The organism is Paraburkholderia strydomiana, assembly GCF_046030495.1.
GTDB lineage: Bacteria > Pseudomonadota > Gammaproteobacteria > Burkholderiales > Burkholderiaceae > Paraburkholderia > Paraburkholderia strydomiana_A.
The window spans coordinates 71,665-90,804 of the sequence record NZ_JAQQCJ010000013.1; the positions used below are offsets into that span (position 1 = coordinate 71,665).

General features: G+C 64.6%; 16 protein-coding genes. 7 read left to right on the forward strand and 9 right to left on the reverse strand.

Annotated elements, in window-relative coordinates; all coding sequences use genetic code 11:
• Positions 1 to 33 precede the first annotated feature (33 nt).
• Complete coding sequence (locus PQQ53_RS18565) at positions 34 to 1,272, forward strand: AAA family ATPase (protein WP_408148151.1); 1,239 nt, start codon at positions 34 to 36, stop codon at positions 1,270 to 1,272.
• Positions 1,273 to 1,286: 14 nt separating this feature from the next.
• Positions 1,287 to 3,056 (forward strand): cobaltochelatase CobT-related protein, encoded by a 1,770-nt coding sequence (locus PQQ53_RS18570; protein ID WP_408325211.1) that lies wholly within the window; start codon positions 1,287 to 1,289, stop codon positions 3,054 to 3,056.
• A gap of 22 nt (positions 3,057 to 3,078) precedes the next feature.
• Here the strand turns inward: PQQ53_RS18570 and PQQ53_RS18575 are convergent, their stop codons facing one another.
• The 3 genes from PQQ53_RS18575 to PQQ53_RS18585 all read right to left on the reverse strand — a co-directional run bounded on the left by PQQ53_RS18575 (position 3,079) and on the right by PQQ53_RS18585 (position 5,823).
• On the reverse strand, positions 3,079 to 3,939 hold the full coding sequence (locus PQQ53_RS18575) for an MBL fold metallo-hydrolase (protein WP_408325213.1): 861 nt from the start codon (positions 3,937 to 3,939) through the stop codon (positions 3,079 to 3,081).
• Between the two features lie 142 nt (positions 3,940 to 4,081).
• A complete protein-coding gene (locus PQQ53_RS18580) occupies positions 4,082 to 4,915 on the reverse strand; it encodes a class II glutamine amidotransferase (RefSeq protein WP_408148157.1) in 834 nt (277 codons plus the stop codon).
• 230 nt (positions 4,916 to 5,145) lie between these two features.
• Entirely contained in the window at positions 5,146 to 5,823 is a 678-nt protein-coding gene (locus tag PQQ53_RS18585) for a MarC family protein (protein ID WP_408148159.1), read from the reverse strand.
• Between the two features lie 371 nt (positions 5,824 to 6,194).
• Between PQQ53_RS18585 and PQQ53_RS18590 the strand changes: the two genes are divergently transcribed.
• From PQQ53_RS18590 to glgA, 3 genes are all read left to right on the forward strand, one after another.
• Positions 6,195 to 6,410: a DUF3311 domain-containing protein gene (locus tag PQQ53_RS18590; RefSeq protein ID WP_408148161.1), complete on the forward strand. Its 216-nt coding sequence runs from the start codon at positions 6,195 to 6,197 to the stop codon at positions 6,408 to 6,410.
• The gene (locus tag PQQ53_RS18595; protein WP_408148163.1) at positions 6,407 to 7,879 is read left to right on the forward strand and encodes a sodium:solute symporter family protein; all 1,473 of its coding nucleotides are present in this window, start codon (positions 6,407 to 6,409) and stop codon (positions 7,877 to 7,879) included. Before PQQ53_RS18590 ends, PQQ53_RS18595 begins: the two co-directional genes overlap by 4 nt.
• Positions 7,880 to 8,221: 342 nt before the next feature.
• Complete coding sequence (gene glgA / locus PQQ53_RS18600; RefSeq protein ID WP_408325215.1) at positions 8,222 to 9,835, forward strand: glycogen synthase GlgA; 1,614 nt, start codon at positions 8,222 to 8,224, stop codon at positions 9,833 to 9,835.
• 94 nt (positions 9,836 to 9,929) lie between these two features.
• Here glgA and PQQ53_RS18605 read toward each other — a convergent pair whose 3' ends face one another.
• Positions 9,930 to 10,739, reverse strand: a complete 810-nt coding sequence (locus tag PQQ53_RS18605; RefSeq protein ID WP_408325216.1) for a phytochelatin synthase family protein — start codon at positions 10,737 to 10,739, stop codon at positions 9,930 to 9,932.
• 226 nt (positions 10,740 to 10,965) lie between these two features.
• Between PQQ53_RS18605 and PQQ53_RS18610 the strand changes: the two genes are divergently transcribed.
• Positions 10,966 to 11,307 carry a DUF1289 domain-containing protein gene (locus PQQ53_RS18610; RefSeq protein WP_408325218.1) on the forward strand — a complete coding sequence of 114 codons (342 nt, stop codon included), beginning with the start codon at positions 10,966 to 10,968 and terminating at the stop codon, positions 11,305 to 11,307.
• 7 nt (positions 11,308 to 11,314) lie between these two features.
• On the opposite strand, the gene PQQ53_RS18615 is transcribed toward PQQ53_RS18610, so the two are convergent.
• Positions 11,315 to 12,478 (reverse strand): diguanylate cyclase domain-containing protein, encoded by a 1,164-nt coding sequence (locus PQQ53_RS18615; protein WP_408148171.1) that lies wholly within the window; start codon positions 12,476 to 12,478, stop codon positions 11,315 to 11,317.
• On the reverse strand, positions 12,435 to 13,316 hold the full coding sequence (locus tag PQQ53_RS18620; protein WP_408325220.1) for a hypothetical protein: 882 nt from the start codon (positions 13,314 to 13,316) through the stop codon (positions 12,435 to 12,437). Before PQQ53_RS18620 ends, PQQ53_RS18615 begins: the two co-directional genes overlap by 44 nt.
• A 474-nt stretch (positions 13,317 to 13,790) precedes the next feature.
• Between PQQ53_RS18620 and PQQ53_RS18625 the strand changes: the two genes are divergently transcribed.
• The gene (locus PQQ53_RS18625) at positions 13,791 to 14,858 is read left to right on the forward strand and encodes an aromatic acid exporter family protein (protein ID WP_408325222.1); all 1,068 of its coding nucleotides are present in this window, start codon (positions 13,791 to 13,793) and stop codon (positions 14,856 to 14,858) included.
• 25 nt (positions 14,859 to 14,883) lie between these two features.
• On the opposite strand, the gene PQQ53_RS18630 is transcribed toward PQQ53_RS18625, so the two are convergent.
• The 3 genes from PQQ53_RS18630 to PQQ53_RS18640 all read right to left on the reverse strand — a co-directional run bounded on the left by PQQ53_RS18630 (position 14,884) and on the right by PQQ53_RS18640 (position 18,568).
• Complete coding sequence (locus PQQ53_RS18630) at positions 14,884 to 15,228, reverse strand: cupredoxin domain-containing protein (RefSeq protein ID WP_408153282.1); 345 nt, start codon at positions 15,226 to 15,228, stop codon at positions 14,884 to 14,886.
• A 44-nt stretch (positions 15,229 to 15,272) separates the two neighbouring features.
• Complete coding sequence (locus tag PQQ53_RS18635) at positions 15,273 to 16,217, reverse strand: metallophosphoesterase family protein (RefSeq protein WP_408325224.1); 945 nt, start codon at positions 16,215 to 16,217, stop codon at positions 15,273 to 15,275.
• Positions 16,218 to 16,402: 185 nt separating this feature from the next.
• Positions 16,403 to 18,568 (reverse strand): M1 family metallopeptidase, encoded by a 2,166-nt coding sequence (locus tag PQQ53_RS18640; protein ID WP_408325225.1) that lies wholly within the window; start codon positions 18,566 to 18,568, stop codon positions 16,403 to 16,405.
• Between the last annotated feature and the right edge of the window lie 572 nt (positions 18,569 to 19,140).

A 19,140-nucleotide genomic window follows, 5' to 3' on the forward strand; every position in this document is an offset into this window, starting at 1 on the left:
TACATTTCCGTTTATCGACCATTCTTCCTCGCCATGAACGACGCGCCCGAACTGACCGAATACGACAATGAGGACGAACACCTTGGCCTCTACCAACGCGTGACGGAAACCGGCGCGGAATGGTGGCGCGTCAGCCTGGCCGACCGGCCCGAAACCTATCGCCTCGAACATGGTGCCGACGATGCCGACGGCACGGGTACGGTGGATATCGATCTGGTGGTCGACGCGGAAAATCTGCGCGCGAAGCTGAAGAAATGGCGCCGTGAAGGCTTCGCGATCGACGCGGACGATACCGCAAACGATTCCGCTGCAAACGCGCGCATCGCCTTCATGCCGGAGTTGCGGCGGGTCGCGGCGCTGATGTCGGCGGCGAGGGAACTGCCGCGCGAAGGCACCGGCGAGACCGTGCGTATTGCCGAGGTCGAGGTGCCGTGCGGCGTCGGCGGTGCGCTGGTGCCGCCGGTCAATCCCGCCTATCTGTTTCCCGCGCGCTTTAACGACATCATCCAGGACATTGCCGAGAATCGCCGCGTGATGCTGATCGGCCACACCGGCGCGGGCAAAACCAGCCTGATCGAACAGATCGCGGCGCGCTCGCGTCACGGCGTGTTGCGCTCGAACATGAACGGGCAGACCACGGTCGGCGATTTCGTCGGCTTCTGGACCGTCAAGGGCGGCGAGACCTTGTGGGTCGACGGCGTGCTGCCCACGGCGATGCGCGACGGCCTGTGGCTGATCGTCGACGAAATCGATTTTGCCGAGCCGTCGATTCTCGCCGCCCTCACCGCCGTGCTCGAACCGCATGGCCGCCTCGTGCTGAAGGAGAAAGGCAACGAGATCGTCGCGCCGCATCCCTCGTTCCGGCTTTTCGCGACGGCGAACGCAGTGGGCGCGATGAGTCAGTTCCGCCATCTGTATCAGGGCGCGAATCTGATGAACGAGGCGTTTCTCGATCGCTGGCGTGTGTACCTGCTCGACTATCTGACGCCCGCCGAAGAAGCCGACGTGCTGATGCGAACGCTAGCGCCGAATATGACGCGCGCACTCGCCACGACGCTCGCCGCGGTCGCCGCCGACTGCCGCGCGGCGTTCGCCCGCGAGGACCTGTCGAGCGCGTTCTCGACGCGCCGCCTGCTCGACTGGGCCGAGCTGATGCTGCGCACCGGCGACCCCGAACGCGCCGCCGCGCCGGCCATCTACGCGAAGGTGAGCCCCGAGGACGCCGCGCTGATTCGCGGCATCGTTCGCCACCACATCGCACCGGCCGGCTGAGCGGGAGCGCACGCATGAACGCGAGAACGCACCTGCCAGGCGCCCCACGCGACACGCGCGGCTTCGCGTTCGAATCGACGCTCGGCAAGGTGGCCCGCGTGCTCACCGGGCAATACGGCGTGACGGTCGTGTTCAGCCCCGATGGGCCGCGCGTCGAACCCGGCCGCATCGTGATTCCAGACTATGAGCTGAACGGCGGCGTCGAACGCGACGTGCTGATCGGCTATCTGGATCTGCTGGTGGCGCGCGCGAAGCATGCGTCGCTCGCGCAGCTCGACGCATTGCCCGCGGGGGTCGTGTCGAATCTCGCCCAGGTGATCGAAGACCGTCGCGTGTGCGGCCAACTGCTCGACGAATATCCTGGCGCGCACTGGTTCATCGGCAAGCTACGCGCACATGCCGCCGGGCGGGTCGCGCAACGCTGGCCGCAATTGCATTGGCGCGAGCGGCTCGTGTGGCTGATCGAGCGCGCGCTGTGGGACGAACCGCCGAGCCGCACCGAAGCGAGCCATTCGCTGCTGGCCGCGCTGCATGCCGCGCAGGATCTGCTGCAGGAGGCGCGCGCGAGCGGCTCGACCGCGCGGAGCATCGCGACGGCGCAAGCCCTGGTGGCTCGCGTACGGGCCTTGTCGGCAGGCGACGTGAACAGCATGATGTTCACCGCCGATCCGGTCGAGGACATCGATACGGAAACGGCCCAGGCCGAGGCCGCGCCCTCATCCTTCGACGACGACACCGTCCTGCCCGATCACGACAACGCGGCCGCGCCGCCCGCCGAGCGAAGCGGCGGCGTGCAGGCCGATGACGCGACCGGCATGGGGCAATCGCTCGCCGACGCGCAAGAGCCGTCCAGCCACGCCGACGGCGCAGCGGGCACGGCGGCCACGCATGCCTCGCCAGCCACGCTGTCGATCCCGCTCGCGACCGAATTCGATGTGATCGCCGACCTCACGGGCCAGGGCGACAGCGCCGCGTGGCGCGCGCTGCGCGCGCAAGCCCGCGCGGACACCGCGCCGCTGAAGGAGAAACTCGAACGCGCGCTGAGCGCCGACGAGCGCATCCGCTGGCGCCGCGAGCAGGAGCGCGGCGAAATCGACCGCACCGCGCTGGCCAGGCTCGCGACCTCGCCCGGCTACCGCACGCCGTTTCGCACGCAGCGCGCGGCCAAGGGGCGCGACGTCGCGGTGACGCTGCTGATCGACCGCAGCGGTTCGATGGCCGGGCGCAAGATCGAACTCGCGCGCCTGTGCGCGAGCGCGCTATGCGACGCGCTCACGCAGTTGTCGTTCGATTGCGAAGTGCTCGGCTATTGTTCGCTCGAATCCGCGCCGATGCGCGCGCTCTACGAGCGTCAGCTTGCTGCCGGCGCGGATCTGCGGCGCTATAACCGCTTTGTCGAGCGGCTCGATCTGAAGGTGTACAAACGTTTTGGCGCGACGGATCTGAGCGGGATCACCGCGATCGACTGCGGTCACGAAAACCCCGACGGTGAAGCGCTCGCGTGGGCCGCGACGCGGCTCGCCGATCATCACGCCGCGCGGCGCATCCTGATGGTGTTTTCCGACGGCTATCCATCGACCGGCGATGGCGACCCGCGGGTGTTGCGCCGCGATCTGCGCGAACGCGTGGCGGCGATCGGCAAGCGCGGCATCGAACTGGTCGGCGTCGGCGTGCTGACCGACGCGGTCGAGGACTTCTATCCGCGCAACGTGGTGGTGAGCCGTCTCGCCGAATTGCCGTCGATCGTGTTCTCGGTGCTGAGCTCGATGCTGCTGACGCGCTGAGCCGCGCGCCTTCACCGCCGCCTCAGAACGCGTTCAACGGAATCTTCAGATAGCGCACGCCGTTGTCTTCCGGCGCCGGCAACGCGCCCGCGCGAATGTTGACCTGGATCGCCGGCAGGATCAGTGTCGGCATGCCGAGCGTGCGATCGCGCGCGGTGCGCATCGCGACGAATTCGGCCGCGCTCACCGCGTCGTTCAGATGGATGTTGTCGCGGCGCTGCTCGGCCACGGTGGTTTGCCAGCGCGGCTCGCGCGACGGCGGCGGGTAATCGTGGCACATGCACAGCCGTGTGTCCGGCGGCAACGTCAGCAGCTTGCGCACGGACTCGTACAGCGTATGCGCATCGCCGCCCGGAAAATCGCAGCGCGCCGAGCCGAGGTCCGGCATGAACAGCGTATCGCCGACGAACACCACATCGCCGATCCGGTACGCCATGTCAGCGGGCGTATGGCCCGGCACGTGCAGCGCTTCGCCGCTCAGTTCGCCGATGCTGAAGCGCTCGCCGGCAGAGAACAGATGATCGAACTGACGGCCATCGGTCGGCAGATCCTCGCCGAGATTGAAGATGCGCCTGAACACGCCCTGCACGATGCGAATGCTCGCGCCGATCGCAATCCGGCCGCCCAGCGTCTCCTTCAGATAAGGCGCTGCCGACAGGTGATCGGCATGCGCATGCGTTTCCAGCAGCCACACCACGCGCAAGCCATGCTCCCGCACGAACGCGACGACACGTTCGGCGCAAGCCGTCGACGTGCGGCCGGACTTCGGGTCATAGTCGAGCACCGGATCGATCACCGCGCAGGCCGAACCGTCGCCCGCGTGGACCACGTACGTGAAGGTGCCGGTGGTGACATCGTAGAACGCTTCTATCTGAGGTGTCATGGTCGTCTCGAGGTCGGTCCACGCAATCCTGCATGAGGGATCGCGGCGCTGCGATGCAACGCACGCGCTCCTCGTTGCGGGCCATCGGCGCCCTCGCGCACAGTGGTTTGTATGGTTGTGAACGCCATCCCCGCTACGCCGCTCAGGCCAGTTGCGGCTTGAACGGATAGTGCTCGATCTCGCCGCCGCGCGCGACCACCGCCGTGCTTTCGGGAATCTCCTGCCACCAGCCGGGCAAGTCCGCGAGCGGCTCCGACAACACCAGGAACGCATTCTCGCCGGCCGCCTTGATGCGCGGATCGTCGGGATAGAGTTCCAGCAGGTGACGAAACGACGTGCTGTGAAATAGCGACCGCGATTGCCCTTCGCTCGAATAGCGCACGGCGACGACCTGCTCCCCGTCGGTCGCGCACACCGTCATGTTCAGCGGTTCATCGACGCCGTGCTTCTGGCCGGTCGCCTCGACGAACGCGACCATCCGTTCCAGCGCGGTGACGGGCGCCAACTCCAGGCCGAAGCTCAGCGCGAGAAAGAACAGCACTTCGGAATCGGTCGATCCTTCGATGGACGGAAACAGGTCGGCGTCGATCGCGACCATCAGATCGCGGCGCACCGCCGGATAGTTGCGCACCAGACCGTTGTGCGCGAATAACCAGCGGCCATGACGGAACGGATGACAGTTGGTTTCCTGGGACGGCGTATCGGTCGCCGCGCGAATGTGCGCGACGAACATCGGCGCCCGAATCGCCCGGGCGGCTTCGCGCAGATTGCGGTCGCTCCATGCGGGCTGGATGCAGCGGTAGCGAAACGGGATGTCGGTGGGATGCCCGTACCAGCCGATTCCGAAGCCGTCGCCATTCGTGGTGGTGTGGCCGAGCCGGGAATGCAGGCTCTGGTCGATGAGCGAATGTTTGGCGTTGAACAGCACCGTTTCGAGTTGAAGCGGATTGCCGGTATAAGCGAGCCAGCGACACATGAATGCTCTCCTTTGTCGACCAGAGTTAGCGCTTCAGCGCTTACTCGGGTCCCATGCAAGACACTTGCGGTCGACCAGAGTTAGCGCTTCAGCGCTTACTCTGGTCCCATGCAAGACATTGCTATCGACCAGATCAGAGTTAGCCCTTTAGCGCTTGCCCTGGTCCCATGCAAGACACTTGCTCTCAGCCACAACCCACCTCCCCGGCACACCCCATCACCCGCTCCACACTACTTGCCCACCGGCTGCAAGGTCGCAATCGGAATCAGGAATTCGGAGAAGCCAGTCAGCATAATCTGCACGCCGATGCACAGCAGCAAAAACGAAGATACACGCATCGCGACCTTGGTTCCTTCGACGCCGAGATACTTCGCAAAAATCACCGCACGGCTGTAGATCAGATAAACGGTAGCGGCCACCGCGAACGAGATCACCACCGACGCGATGCTGGACAGCACGAACTCCGACAGCTTGTGCGTGCGGTTCGCGGTCAGCGCGACCGCGGTGGCGATCGAGCCTGGCCCGGTAGTCAGCGGAATGGTGAGCGGGAAGAACGCCTTCGACATCGCGTTGTCCGCATCGACGCGCTTGACGGCCGACGGCTCGGCCGGTTGCGTGTCCGGTGCGTTGAGCATCTGCCAGCCGCCGACCGCCACGGCGAGCCCGCCGCCGATGCGCAACGCCTCCATCGAGATGCCGAAGAAATGCAGGATCGGCGTGCCGATGAAGAACGCCACCAGCAGCACGCACACCACGTTGATGGCGATTTTCCGCGCGAGCGCGGTGCGCTCTTCGGTGGTCAGCGCCGCGGTCCGGTCGAGGAACACGAAAGCAATGCCGATCGGATTAATGATGCTGATCAGCCCGGTAAAGCCAAACAGAATGTCCGAGATCAGACTGGCGACCATATGCGACCCGTGTCGGGCGGCAGCTCCCGGTGGCCGGACGTTCTGCCCGCGCACCCGGAGCGCCGCGTCATGTTGATGAAGCCGGAGCGTCATGCGCGATCCGGACCATGCTCGCACTGCGTGGCGAGAATCATATCGCGGCGCGCCAGCCCGGCCGCAAAAAGCCTCACAACACGAGGTATCGCGCGGCGCGCCGCCGTCTGCGCAGCGCCTTGCAGCGCAACAAGCGCCGGCCGAAAGGTGCATCCGCAACTTTCAGAAAGCCTACACTTTTTTGACCACCTTTACGTAACCAAAGTATCCGGCATACAGTCCTCAGCGAAGCCGCACTTTCAACGAGACGTACTCAACCGGTTCGAGGAGTTGCCCCCATGTTGCTTCGTGTACTCGCCGCGTTGCCGTTCATCGGCATCCTGCTCGGCGTCCCGTTTGTGAATCGCGTCGAGCCGCTGGTGCTCGGCATGCCCTTCGTGCTGGCCTGGATCGTCATGTGGGTGGTGCTGAGCTCGATCCTGATGGCGCTCGTCTACCGTCTGGACCCGGCCAACCGCAACTTCGTGGCCGAGGCCGAGGAGGTACGCTCATGAGCGCACTCGTCATCATCGCGGCCGTCACGCTGTTCGCCCTCTATCTCGGCGTACGCGCGCGGCGCGGCCACGACATGAACCTCGAACAGTGGAGCGTGGGCGGCCGCAGCTTCGGCACCGCCTTCGTGTTCCTGCTGATGGCGGGCGAGATCTACACGACCTTCACCTTCCTCGGCGGCAGCGGCTTCGCGTACGGCAAGGGTGCACCGGTCTACTACATTCTTGCGTACGGCACGCTCGCGTACATCCTCTCGTACTGGATGCTGCCGCCGATCTGGCGTTACGCGAAGAAGCACCGCCTCGTGTCGCAACCGCACTTCTTCACGCGCAAATACGAGAGCCCCGCACTCGGCACGCTGGTCGCACTCGTGGGCGTGGCCGCGCTGATTCCGTACCTCGTGCTGCAACTGAAGGGGCTCGGCATCATCGTCGCGACGGCGTCGTATGGCGCGATTTCGTCGACGGCGGCCGTGTGGATCGGCGCCGCGGTCGTGACCGCCTACGTGATCGTCTCGGGCGTGCGCGGCTCCGCGTGGAACTCGGTCGTGAAGGACCTGCTGATCCTCGCGATCGTGCTGTTCCTCGGCATCTACCTGCCGCTGCACTACTACGGCGGTCTGGGCGACATGTTCCGCGCGATCGACGCCGCCCGCCCCGGCTTCCTCGCCTTCCCGGCGCGCGGCTCGAGCGTGACGTGGTTCCAGTCGACCGTGCTGCTGACGGCGCTCGGCTTCTTCATGTGGCCGCACACGTTCGGCTCGATCTTCACCGCGAAGGACGAACGCATCTTCCGCCGCAACGCGATGGTGCTGCCGCTGTATCAGCTGATCCTGCTGTTCGTGTTCTTCGTCGGCTTCGCGGCGACGCTGCGGGTGCCGGGCCTCAAAGGCGGCGACATCGACCTGTCGCTGTTCCGCCTGTCGTTGCAGACCTTCGACCCGTGGTTCGTCGGCGTGATCGGCGCGGCCGGCATTCTGACCGCGCTGGTGCCGGGCTCGATGATCCTGACTTCGGCATCGACGCTGCTCGCCAACGACGTCTATCGCGGCATGGTGAACCGCAACGCATCGGACGCCTCGGTCGCGTTGCTCGCGCGCTTCCTCGTGCCGCTGGTGGCGCTGGTCGCGGTCGGCTTCACGCTGAACGGCGGCGAGACCATCGTCGCGTTGCTGCTGATGGGCTATAGCTTCGTCACCCAGCTTTTCCCCGCGGTGATCTGCAGCCTGTTCCCGCATAACCGCGCGACCAAACAGGGCGCGTTCTGCGGGATCCTGGCCGGCGTGGCGGTGGTCACGCTGACGACCACGCTGCACTGGAGCGTCGGCCAGTTGCTGCCGTTCCTCCCCGACACGCTGAAGGACGTCAACATCGGCTTCCTTGCGCTGGCCGTGAACGTGGTCGTGTTCGTGGTGGTGAGCGCGGTGACCCAGCCGCGGCCGGTCGAACAGACGCACGCATCGGTGCACTGAGCGCGTACCGGCTTCGTTCAGTCTGAGTGCTCGAAGGGGTTGCCCGCGTCAGCGGCAACCCCTTCACTGTTTTATGTCCCGCACATTCATGTGAGCGTCCCGCGCGCAAACGGAGCGCCCGTGCACCAAAGTCAAATCTACACATGAATGAAAAAAACGCCCAGCGTACGACATGCGCGTTGATGCAAACCGCGCCTTTCCCAGTCGCTGCGCACTGCAACACAAACCGGCTCCGGCACGCTTCAAAAACGTAAAACGACAGGCACACCCCTTGCTGATGCTTCGCGCTTGCGAACCGCCTCGCACTGTGCAAGTGCAAAAATCCCATCTCCGGGGGCCAACTTGTCGCTCAACGTTCTTCTCGTCGCTTCGGAAGCCTTGCCGCTCGCCAAATCCGGCGGCCTCGGCGATATGGTCAGCGCCTACGCCGCCGCGTTGCGCGATGCCGGCGCCGACGTCTCGATCCTGATGCCCGCGTATCCCGCCGCGCTCGAACGCGCGCTCGATGTCACGCCCATCGCGCGCATGACCGGCCTGCCCGGCGGCGACGCGAAACTCCTGCGCGGCCGGATGCCCGACACCGCCGTGCCGGTCCTGCTCCTGCAGATGGATCACCTGTTCGCCCGCGAAGGCCTGTACCGCGATCCGCAAGGCCGCGACTACCTCGACAACCTCACGCGCTTCGCCTCGCTCGCGGCCGCCGCGACGCGAGTGGCGCGCGGCGTGCGCCACGTGAAGCGCCCCGACATCGTGCACGCGCACGATTGGCATGCGGGACTCACGCCGCTCTATATGCGGCTTGCCGGCGTGGCCGCAAAAAGCGTCTTCACGATTCACAACCTCGCGTTCCAGGGCAACCATCCACTCGCGATGGGTGGCTGGATCGGCATACCGCCCGAACTGCTCGCGCCGGCCCTGTCCGATGAGCGCAGCATCGAGTTCTACGGCTCGCTGAGCATGATGAAAGCCGGCATCGTGCATGCGGATCGCGTGACGACCGTGAGCCAGCGCTACGCCCGCGAGATTCTGACGCCGCGCTTCGGGTACGGCATGGAAGGCGTGCTGCAGGCGCAAGCCGGCAAGCTGTCGGGCATCGTCAACGGCATCGATACGGCGAACTGGAATCCGGCCACCGACGCGACCATCGCACGCCGCTATGGTGTCGACGACACCGCCGGCAAGCAGGCCTGCAAGCGCGAACTGCAGCAGGCATTCGGCCTCACGCGCGAGCCGTTCGCACCGCTCGTCGCCATCGGCAGCCGGCTCACCGACCAGAAGCTCGCCGATGTGGTCGTGCGCGCGTTGCCGGCCTTGCTCGAACGGCATGCGCGGCTGCAATTCGCGATTCTCGGCCAGGGCGAGCGCGATCTCGAACAGGCGGTGCAGGCCTTGTCTGCCGCGTGGCCGGGACGCCTCGGCGTGCAGATCGGCTACGACGAGCGGCGCGCCCACATGCTGCATGCGGGCGCGGATATCCTGCTGCACGGCAGCCGCTTCGAGCCGTGCGGGCTGACGCAACTCTATGCGATGCGCTACGGCACGATTCCGGTGGCGTCGCGCGTGGGCGGACTCGCCGATACGATCGTCGATTACGCGCCGCAAGACGGCCGTGACGAGGATCGCGCAACCGGCTTTCTGTTCGACGGCGAGACGCCGGAGTACGTGGCGCATGCGCTCGGACGTGCGTTGACGGCGTTCGGGCAGCCGTCGTCGTGGCACGCGTTGCAGCGTAATGCGATGAACCGCGAATCTGGCTGGGATGCGTCGACTGCGAACTATCTGGCGCTGTATGCGCAACTCGTCGATGCAAGGCCGGCGCTGCGCGATGCGCGTGTTCGCAAGACAGCCGTTCGGGGACGCGCGGCAAGTGGCGCTGCTGTCACTACCGGCCCGCGCAGGGCTCGCGTGGAGGAAAGTTTTGCGAACGTCGCCGGGGAGATGACGCGCAGCGCGTGATACTTCGTCAGGAATAGCGGGTGCGACGGATTCGGCAAGCAATGCGCGCTGCGGCGCGCTTTTCGTTCTTCGTATCGAGGACGCAGCGTGCGCCTCAGTGCGCGCCCCCGCTGACGATCACCAGTCCCCGCGACAGGCCGCTCACATTGTCGACCGCCAGCGCGCCCGCGTACAGTTGCGCGACCGGCACCCAAACGGCCGGATACTTGTACCGCGCGACATCGAGCAGCAGCGCGCTATCGCTCGCGGCGTCGTAAGCGGCAAGCGGCGACCAGTGCCCGCCACCCTTCTCGCCGATCTCCACGCGCCGGAAGTTCAGCAGCGCAAAACGATCCTGACGAACCGTGGTGTCACGAATCCGCTCGCGGAACTGATCGAGCGTCATGTCGCTCGCGTGCCACGTCGTGACGTCGAGCGGGAACGTGCGTAGCACCGCGCTGAGTTGATCGAGCGTCATGCCCTCTTTCGATACCCGCGCGGGGTCGGCCACCTGGGGATCGATGCCGCGAAAGAAATCCTGCTGCGAAAAAAACGGGAAGTCCGGATACAGGCTCGACTCCGGACGACGAACCGCCAACGCGTTGAGCACCATGACCGAGGCCGCGACCGAACACCAGCTTTCGCTGCGCTGTGTCTCGAAGTACTGCGAGAGCGGCCAGTACGACTGGCCGTATGGCGTGGACGTCAGGCGCTTCTGGCCCGCGGGCCGCGCCAACGGGATCAGGTTGGGCGGGACGGGCAATGGGCCGTCGGCGGAACGTGCCGCTTGCGGCGCCGTGGCTTGTGCGGTGCTTTGGGCTGAGAACTGAGCGGCGCTTTGCGGCTGGGCGAGGCCGTGACTCGCGTCCGGCGACAACGGCGCACAGGCTGCCAACGCCGCCGTCGCGACAGTAACAAGCCCCACGGCCCGGCTTATGCGCCCGACGGCGCGCATCGACGAATATCTGGACATTGCCCCTTCCGCTGCGGATGAATCCGGAATAACGTAGCCCGCCGATGCGTCTCGTGCCGTATCGGCGGGCTACGTTTTTTTAACACGAAACAAAACGCCGCGTGCGTTCACCTCACTTGCGGATTGGATATACTCGTCGCCCTCGCGGTATCTGGAACGCGCGTCGAGGCTGTCGCCCATGGGCAACCTCGATCACGCTGCGGCCGGCCAGGGCCGCCGCGACTCGCGCTTTCTATCACGCATTGATATAACGATCCGATGGGCGTTCATGCCTGACCATCGACATCGATCCACCGGAAGTGAAGATCTGAACATGACAATCCAGTCACCGTGCGTCGACATTTGCAGAATCGACGGCAGTTCGGGGTTCTGCGTCGGCTGCCTGCGCACCCGCGCGCAAATCCGCGAATGGAAAGGCATGCCCGATGAGCGGCGTCAGGAAGTGCTCGACGAACTGGCCCAGCGCAGAGCGAAGCTGCCCTCCGAGGCAACGCTCACCACTGCGCCGCAAAGCTCATGAAACAAACTCACGAAGCAGCCGCCCGTCCCGCCGGTGCGACGAATGCGTAGCCATTCTTGCCGCTGCGCTTGACCTGATACATCGCGTCGTCGGCGGCGGCGACGAGGCGGCGATAGTCATCCACCGGTTCTGGAAAGCTCGCGATGCCGATGCTCGCGCGCACTACCCCGATGCCGCTCTGCTCGTCGGTGCGCACCACGCACGCGATCAGCCGCCGGGCGATCTCGGCGAGTTCCGCGTCGCTCGCGAACGTGCGCACGAGGACCGCGAATTCGTCGCCACCGATCCGCGCGACCAGATCGGTCTTGCGCACCGATTCGCGAAAGCATTTCGACACCGCGATCAGGAAATCATCGCCCGCGCGATGCCCGAGCGAATCGTTGACCTGCTTGAAGCCGTCCAGATCGATGTACAGCATCGCAAGCCTGTGAGCCGTAGACGCCGCGCGCCCCCGGGTCGCAGCCTCGTCGAGCTCGGCCAGCAGTTTGCGCCGGTTCGGCAGGCCGGTCATCGAATCGTGCAGCGACGCGTACTCGAACTCGTGCGACTGCCCCGCCAACTGGCGATTGCGCCGGGCGTACATACCCAAGGCCGTGATCAGCATGCAGAACAGCAGCGCCGCCAACGCGATCAGCGTACGCGCGACGTGCGTGATCCGCACGCGCACGTCGGCGCTGTCGGCGTCGCGTTGCACGCGCCAATAGGTCGATACGTTGCTTAGTAAGGTGTCGGTGTCGTCGAGGCTTGCGTCCGCGCCGAACGCCGCCGGCGGAATATGCGGCGCCGTTGACGGGCTCGCGTTGACCAGCGCCGCGAGCGACGTGAGGCGTTGCGCGAGTTCGGCGCGCGCGCGCCGGTAGTTCAGCGCGGCGGCGGGACTCTCGCCCGACGTCTGCCGCCACATGCCGGCCTGTTCAAGCGCGCTTTGCGCATGGGCAGCCGCATCGAGCACGAGCCCGGCGTACTCCTGCTTCAACTGATCGGAAAAGACCGTCCTGATCTGCATCGCCAGATACAGCAGGCCGATCAGCAGACACAGCAGCGACGCCACGGCGAGCGTCGCGGGACCTGGTCTGAAGCGCATCGCCGGGACGCCTTCACGATCCGCGCGCCGGCTCCCGAGCGGCTCAGGGATGCGAGTAGATGTCTTGCTGCTGGCGTCCGCTGTCATGTTGCCGGTAGTCCACGCGTCGAAAGAACTGCCCGATTCGCGCGAACAGGCTGTCCTCGTGTGTCGTGTCGGGCGCTGAAGCGCGGCGCTCGGCTTGCGCGGTCCGCGCCTGCCTGCCTGAGCGTGCCGCTGCGGACTGTTGGGCGGCGGGGTCGGCGAATGTGCTAACGCGGCGGGCCGGACGGGGTGACGGTGACGATGGGGGTGGCGTACGCGGGGTGGCGTCGGCGAGCACGGTTGGGGCGGCAGCCTCGAGCGGCACCCGTACGACCTGTCCCGACCAGACCGCCTGCTTGCTGCCCTCTTCGCCGACCGGTACCGGAGACGTTCGACCGCTTGAAGATTCGCTCGCGATCGTCTGGCTGCCGGGCGGCGTGTTCGTTGCGGGTGAGTTCGAGGCGGGCGCCGTCATTGCCGGCGCAGGCGCGGCGGACCCGAGGGCTTCGCTTGTAACCGGCCTCGATGCGGCCGGCGCAGTCGTCATCATGTGTCTCATAGCAGCGCCCGGCGCAGCCGGCGACACTGCCGGCTCCAGCAACACGACGGATTTTACCGGTCCGCCCGCCGCTCCCGCCGCCACGAGCGACGACACGGGAATCCCAAGCGCCTGCCGCGCGCTCGCAATGGCCTCGGCATACGCCTGCTGATCGTGATTAAACCAGACGCCGTAAGCGACCGTGGCCAGCACGCCGCACGCCAATGCGCCGGCAGCGGCCACGCAGAGCGTGAAACGGCCGAAGCCGGGCGGCGAGGCATTCGTCCGGTGCGGGCCGCGGATGTCGAAGCGGCGGTCCCGGCCCTCTGCTTCGGATTGAGGCAAGTCGGAAACTTTAGCCATCGCAATTGCTCCGGAGTACGTCCTACTTCTGGCTCGCAAGCCATCATCAGACTTCGGCCACACGACGTCGCAAGGTCGATGCAAGGAAAGAATGTACGCCGCTCCTCCCCCGTCGACAACACGACGCCGCCGCTTTAAATGCCGCTGCGACAGGCCGTGCTCGCAGCGTTGAACAGGTAAAAGATACAAGAGCGCATGGCGCGGGCGACCCTCCGACGATCCCGGGCTGTCGTCTGGGCAAGCGTCTGTCGAGGGTCCGCCACGCAGCCATCCTGTGTGGTCTCCGTCACGCAACAACCACGCCATCCAACCATCGTAGTGCGCCGCGCGCGCGCCGTTTGAAACGCGTTGAACGCCACGTTTCCTCGGACCGTACCTGCTACTGTTCCGAGTCCCTAAATAGTGCGGGAGCAGTGGTAAGGTCACGTCCACCTGTTACCGCATCGGGCTTAACGTCATCGGTCCACCAACAACATGTCCAACGTCTACACCCACAAGCCGCTCACGCCGTTTCGCCGCGCATTCGCGCGCTTCTCTTTGTCCGAAACGGCGAAATACACGAAGCTGACGCTGGGCCTGTGGATCGGCTTCTTCATCCCTTCGCTGCTCGGTTATCCCGACGCCGCCGTCTCGCTCGCGGGTTCGGCCATGCTCACCCTGGCGCTGGGAAGCTCGATTTCGGCGGCCAGAAGCTATTTCTACAAGCGCGTGTTGTCCAACGTCGTCGCCATGCCGCTGGGCACCTTGCTGATCTGGCTGACCGCGCCCCACCTCTGGCTGGGCGCGTTACTGCTGCCGGTGGTGATCTTCGGCATTGTCGGACTGAGGCCGTCGCTGTTCCAGATGACCAGCGTCACCGTGCCGATGACGCTCGTGCTCTACACCGGCGAACATCTTCCCTTGCTCGAACAGAGCCTGATCGGCGTGGTGCTGGGCATGCTGCTCGGCTTCATCCTCCAGCAGGTGGCCTTTCCGCCCGATCACGGCTACTGGGCCAACACGCTCGTGAACGACGGCAACGAGCAGTCCACCGACGCTTTTGCGCAACTGGCCGCCGGAAAACTGGACCGCGCGCAGATCAAACCCGTAACCGCCAAACTGCGCGCGCTGAGCACCAACCTCAAACAGGCGCACCAGCTGCTGAAAACGGATATCGAGCAGGCATGGGTCTCGCCGCATCTGAACCGCAATCAAGCCCGGCTGCCGCTGTTCGCGTGCTACCAGGAAGTGTTCGATTCGCTCGTCAACTTTCTGGAGACCATGAACACCTTCCACGATCAGTTCGCGGCACTCGATGCGCCGTGGCGCGAAGCCTTCCTTGAACGCCTCGGCAAGCTCGTCGCGGCGCACCGGCAACTCGCCGAAGCGGCGGACCTGCGCGAAGAACGGCCGCCGTTGCCGATGCCGCCGCTGCACATGGAAGAGCTGCGGCATCTGATCGAAGACCTGCCTGGTTCCAGCGTCTTCACGAGCGTGTATCTCGGCCATCTGACCGGCTACGGCATTCTGCTTTGCCGCCTCAGCGAGCTGCATACGGCCTGAACGTACCGCCCCTTACTCGCGGCGGTCATTGCACGGTGATCGTCTCCTTCATGTTCGGATGAATGCCGCAAAACACGTGGTAGACACCGGGTTTGTCGAACTTGAACTGATACGAGTCGTTCTGATCGAGCGCCGCGGAACGGAACATGCCGGCATCGTTGACGACCGTATGCGGCTCGCCATCCAGGTTCTTCCAGGTCACGGTCGAACCGGCCTTGACCGTGAGCGCCATCGGCGAAAACATGAAGTTCTTGATGACCACCGCGCCGGGCGTTTCGGCATGCGCCGCATAAAACCCGGCCGATGCCACGATCAACGCGGCGCTGCCGAACAGAATCGAAAGCGCGCGGCCTGGCCGATTAGTTTGCATGACTGATCTCCTGAGTGATTTCCGTGCTTGCGAAGAATTGAGTCTCAAACCAGCGTCACATCGGCCAGCGTCGCCTTCAGCGGATGGTGCGCGATGCTGATGCTGGTGACGCCGAGCATCCTGGGAAGCTGGTCGCCGGCCACTTTCAGCGGCCCGGGGCCCTCGCCGATGCCGGCGCTCGGCTGCGGATAGGCCGTTGAACGCGCGGTATGGAAGGTGATGTTGCCTTCCACCTTCGATACGATCTGATGAATGTGGCCGTTGAGCACCGTCACTGAGCCGAAGCGCTTCAGATAGCTCATCGCCGCGCCGGCATCGCCTGTGCCCCAGCCCCACGGCTCGTAGATGGTCCACATCGGCATGTGTGCGAACACGACGATCGGCGTGCTCGACGAGCGCCCCTTGAGATCGTTTTCGAGCCAGGCGAGCTGCTCGTCGCCGAGACCGCCGAGGCCGTTCGGCTTGAAGTGCATCACGTTGACGAGGCCGACGAAATGCACGCCCTGATGGTCGAAGCTGTAATAGCCCCTGTTATCCGACGCCTGGCCGAAACGGCTGAAGTATTCGGTGCCGGGGCCGTCCGTCACATCGTGCTCGCCGGGCACGGTGTGCAGCTCGGTGACGCTCAGGCCCGACATCAGCTGCGCCGCGAGATCGAACTCCGACGCTTTCGACAGATGCGTGATGTCGCCGGTATGGATGACCAGGGCGGGCTTGAGCGGCATTGCGTTGACGAACTCGATGGTCTGCTTCAGCGTGCCCGCCACGTCCGGATTGGCTTCCTTGTTGAAGCCGATATGCGTGTCGCTGATCTGCAGGAAGAGCGGCGTGCCCTTGGCGGCCGCGGGTGTTTTACCGTCGGCGGCGAGCGCCAGCTCCACCGGCGTGAGCACGCCGCCCGCCAGCATGAACACGGTGCCCAGCCCGCCGAACGCAAGACATTTCAGCGCGCCGCGACGCGCCGGATCAATTGGATAATGTGACGACATGGTGACCTCACGATAAGGATTCGCAGGCGCACCGCGCGATCGCGCGGCGGCCTTTGCGACTCGGTTCATGAGGCATGACTGGCGTCGCGCCGGTTTTATTCCTGGGTCGTGCAGCCACCCTCGAAAAAAAACGGCCCGCATCGCAGAATCCTGCGATGCGGGCCGCCTCACTGCCATCCACTATGTCACTGCGTCTGCTGCTTCTGCTTGAGCTTGCCCTGATAGCGGATCGCCGGACGCAGCGACTGCGTCGTCGGCACGGTGCTCAGCAACTGACGCGCGAGCGGCGTAACCGCCGGACTCAGCGAGCCGATGCTGGTTTGCCGCGACGGGTCAGCCAGTCCGTTGGTCACCAGCAGCTTCGCTTCGAGTTGCAGACTGGCCAGCAGCACCGGATCCTGCAGCGCGCTTCCCTGCGCGAGCAACTGGCTCCACGCGTTGTTGCTGTAGTTGGTCACGTAGTAGTCGAGCCCGCTCGGATCGGCAAGCACCGCGGAACAGCCGTTCAGACGGACCTGGGTTTGCATGTCCTTCATCGCGACCGTCTTGCGCGAGGTCAGCCCGTCGCCATAAGCGAGCGTCAACGGAATCGTCCACTGGGTGCCCGGATACGCGTTCTGATTCGGGAACGGTGACTGTTTCAGCGTAACCACGGTCTGGTTCGTCGTCAGATCGCACTGCGTGTCGAGCGAGATCAGCGGCACGCCGGTTTGCCGCACGAAGCTGTCGCCGATCGCCACCATCGGCTCGCCGCTCGCTTTCGCCAGTTCGTCCCACAGGCGCTTCGGCGTGACGTTGCCGAGCGAGTAGTCGGCCAGATACGACTGCAAGCCTTTGCGCATCGTTTCCTCGCCGAGGTAGTTCTCGATCATCTTCAGCACGTGGCCGCCCTTGTCGTACGTGAACGCGCTTGCGCTCAGCACGAAGTCGTTCGACGCCCAGCCGTTGAAGTTCGGCTGCACCGGGAACGCGGTGGACTTCAGATCGGCGTTGATCACCGCATACTTGTTCTTCACGTCGTCGACCCAGCTGAAGCGGTCCGGGAAGAAGCGCACCTTGGTCTTGTTCTCGAAGAACGTCGCGAACGATTCGTTGAGCCACACGTCGTCCCACCAGTCGAGCGTGACCAGATCGCCGAACCACTGGTGCGCGGCTTCGTGCGTCAGCACGGTCACGCCGTAGTCGGACATCGTGGTGCCCGGCGCCGGCAGGATGTCGTCGGCGAATTCCAGAATCGCCCCCCAGTTCTCCATGCCGCCGAAGTTCAGGTCCTTCTGCTCCTTGAACGCGTCGTTGGCCGCGATCGTGTCGAACTTGGTGAGCGGGAGCGCGATGCCCGTGTAGCGGTAGTAGTAGTCGAGCGCCTGCTTGGTCTGCTGCATCGCGGGCTTCGCCCAGTCGCGCATGCCGGGCGGCGTGAAGATGCGCAGATGCAGGCCTTTGCCGTCGGGCAGCGGGCTCGTGAAATCGTCTTCGAGAATGTCGAACTGGCCGCCGCCGAAAAAGAGCAGATACGACGGCATCGGCGGCGTCTTTTCGAACGACACCAGCTTGTAGCCGCTATCCACGTTCACCGCCGGTTTCTCGGCCGCGTTCGAGACGACGTTCCAGTTCTGCGGGACTTCCGCGCTCACCTCGTAGGTGGGACGGAAAGCCGGTTCGTCCCAGCCCGGGAACCATTGACGCGCGAGGTTCGATTCGCCTTGCGTGAGAATCGCGCCGCTCGTGGTGCCGTCAGTCGATTTCAAATCGACGCGGAACACGCCCTCCGCCGCCGAGCATCCCGGGTAGGGATCGTCGCCGCAACTGCCGCCGGTTTTCGCCACCGGGTCGTCATAGGTCTTGAAGTTGATGATGCCGCTCCACTCCATGTGCAGCGAGTAGTTGCCTGCGGCGATCTGGCCGCTCACCGGACGCAGCTGGTAGAAATCGCCGTCGTCCTGCGGCGTGGCGATCAACTGGATGTTGCCCGGCTGAAGCGTGATCGTGCCGTTGGTGAATTTGACGCGATGACCAGCGATCGTAATCGCGTTGACCGCCTTCAGCACCTTGATCTGCACATCCGCGCGGCCATCGAACGAAGACAGCGCCGGGTTCGGCCGGAACCACAGCTTGTAGTTGACCGGCGTGACCGTGTCGGGCAATTCGACTGGCGGCACGGTCTTGTCGATCGATGTGTTCGCGACGGGGGGCGCGGCCGGCGGTGTGAGCGCAGGTTCGGACGCGGCTGCCGGCGTCTGCGCGGACTTGCTCGACAAGGCGGACGAGCCGTCACTGCCGCCGCAGCCCGCCAGAACCACGATTCCGGCTAGCGTCAGGCACTGTATCTGCAATCGGAAATTTATACGCATTTTAATCCTCGACTGACAATATCGGCTTAAAGAAAGTGCGTTGAGTACTTCAGCTGTGTTTCTCTGTTTTTCAGCGAAAAAGGTCTCCCGCACTAGCACCGAATTGCTAGTGAGAATGAATAGACGTGTTGACGCCTCAGCACTTGTGGCTGATTTTTTAATTGCACACCGTTTTTATTACAATGCTTTCAAATCAACTGCCTGAATCGCTTTACAAGACATCCATGCGACGCCTGACCGACCGGCGAAACGAAGCCACACCTACGTCTGCGGGCAGGTGAACATAGCGAGATCGATTTGGACGACAGTGCGTAGCCTAGTTTGGCAAACGTTCCCGTGTCAACTTCCTTTCACAATCTTTCCTGCGAACGTGCTTTTCGTATGCACTTCGAATGGAAGAGGTAATCGGCGGAGTTAAACGCGTCCGCAAACGCGATTTAGAGATTTACTACGGGAAATTTTATTTTTCTCTGCCGCACGATTGTGCTAAGGCGCGTCGCCATTGCCAATAGCCATTCGAATGGGATTTAATTTTAACTAGCTATTGAGTTCACGGCCGGATTAGCCGGAAG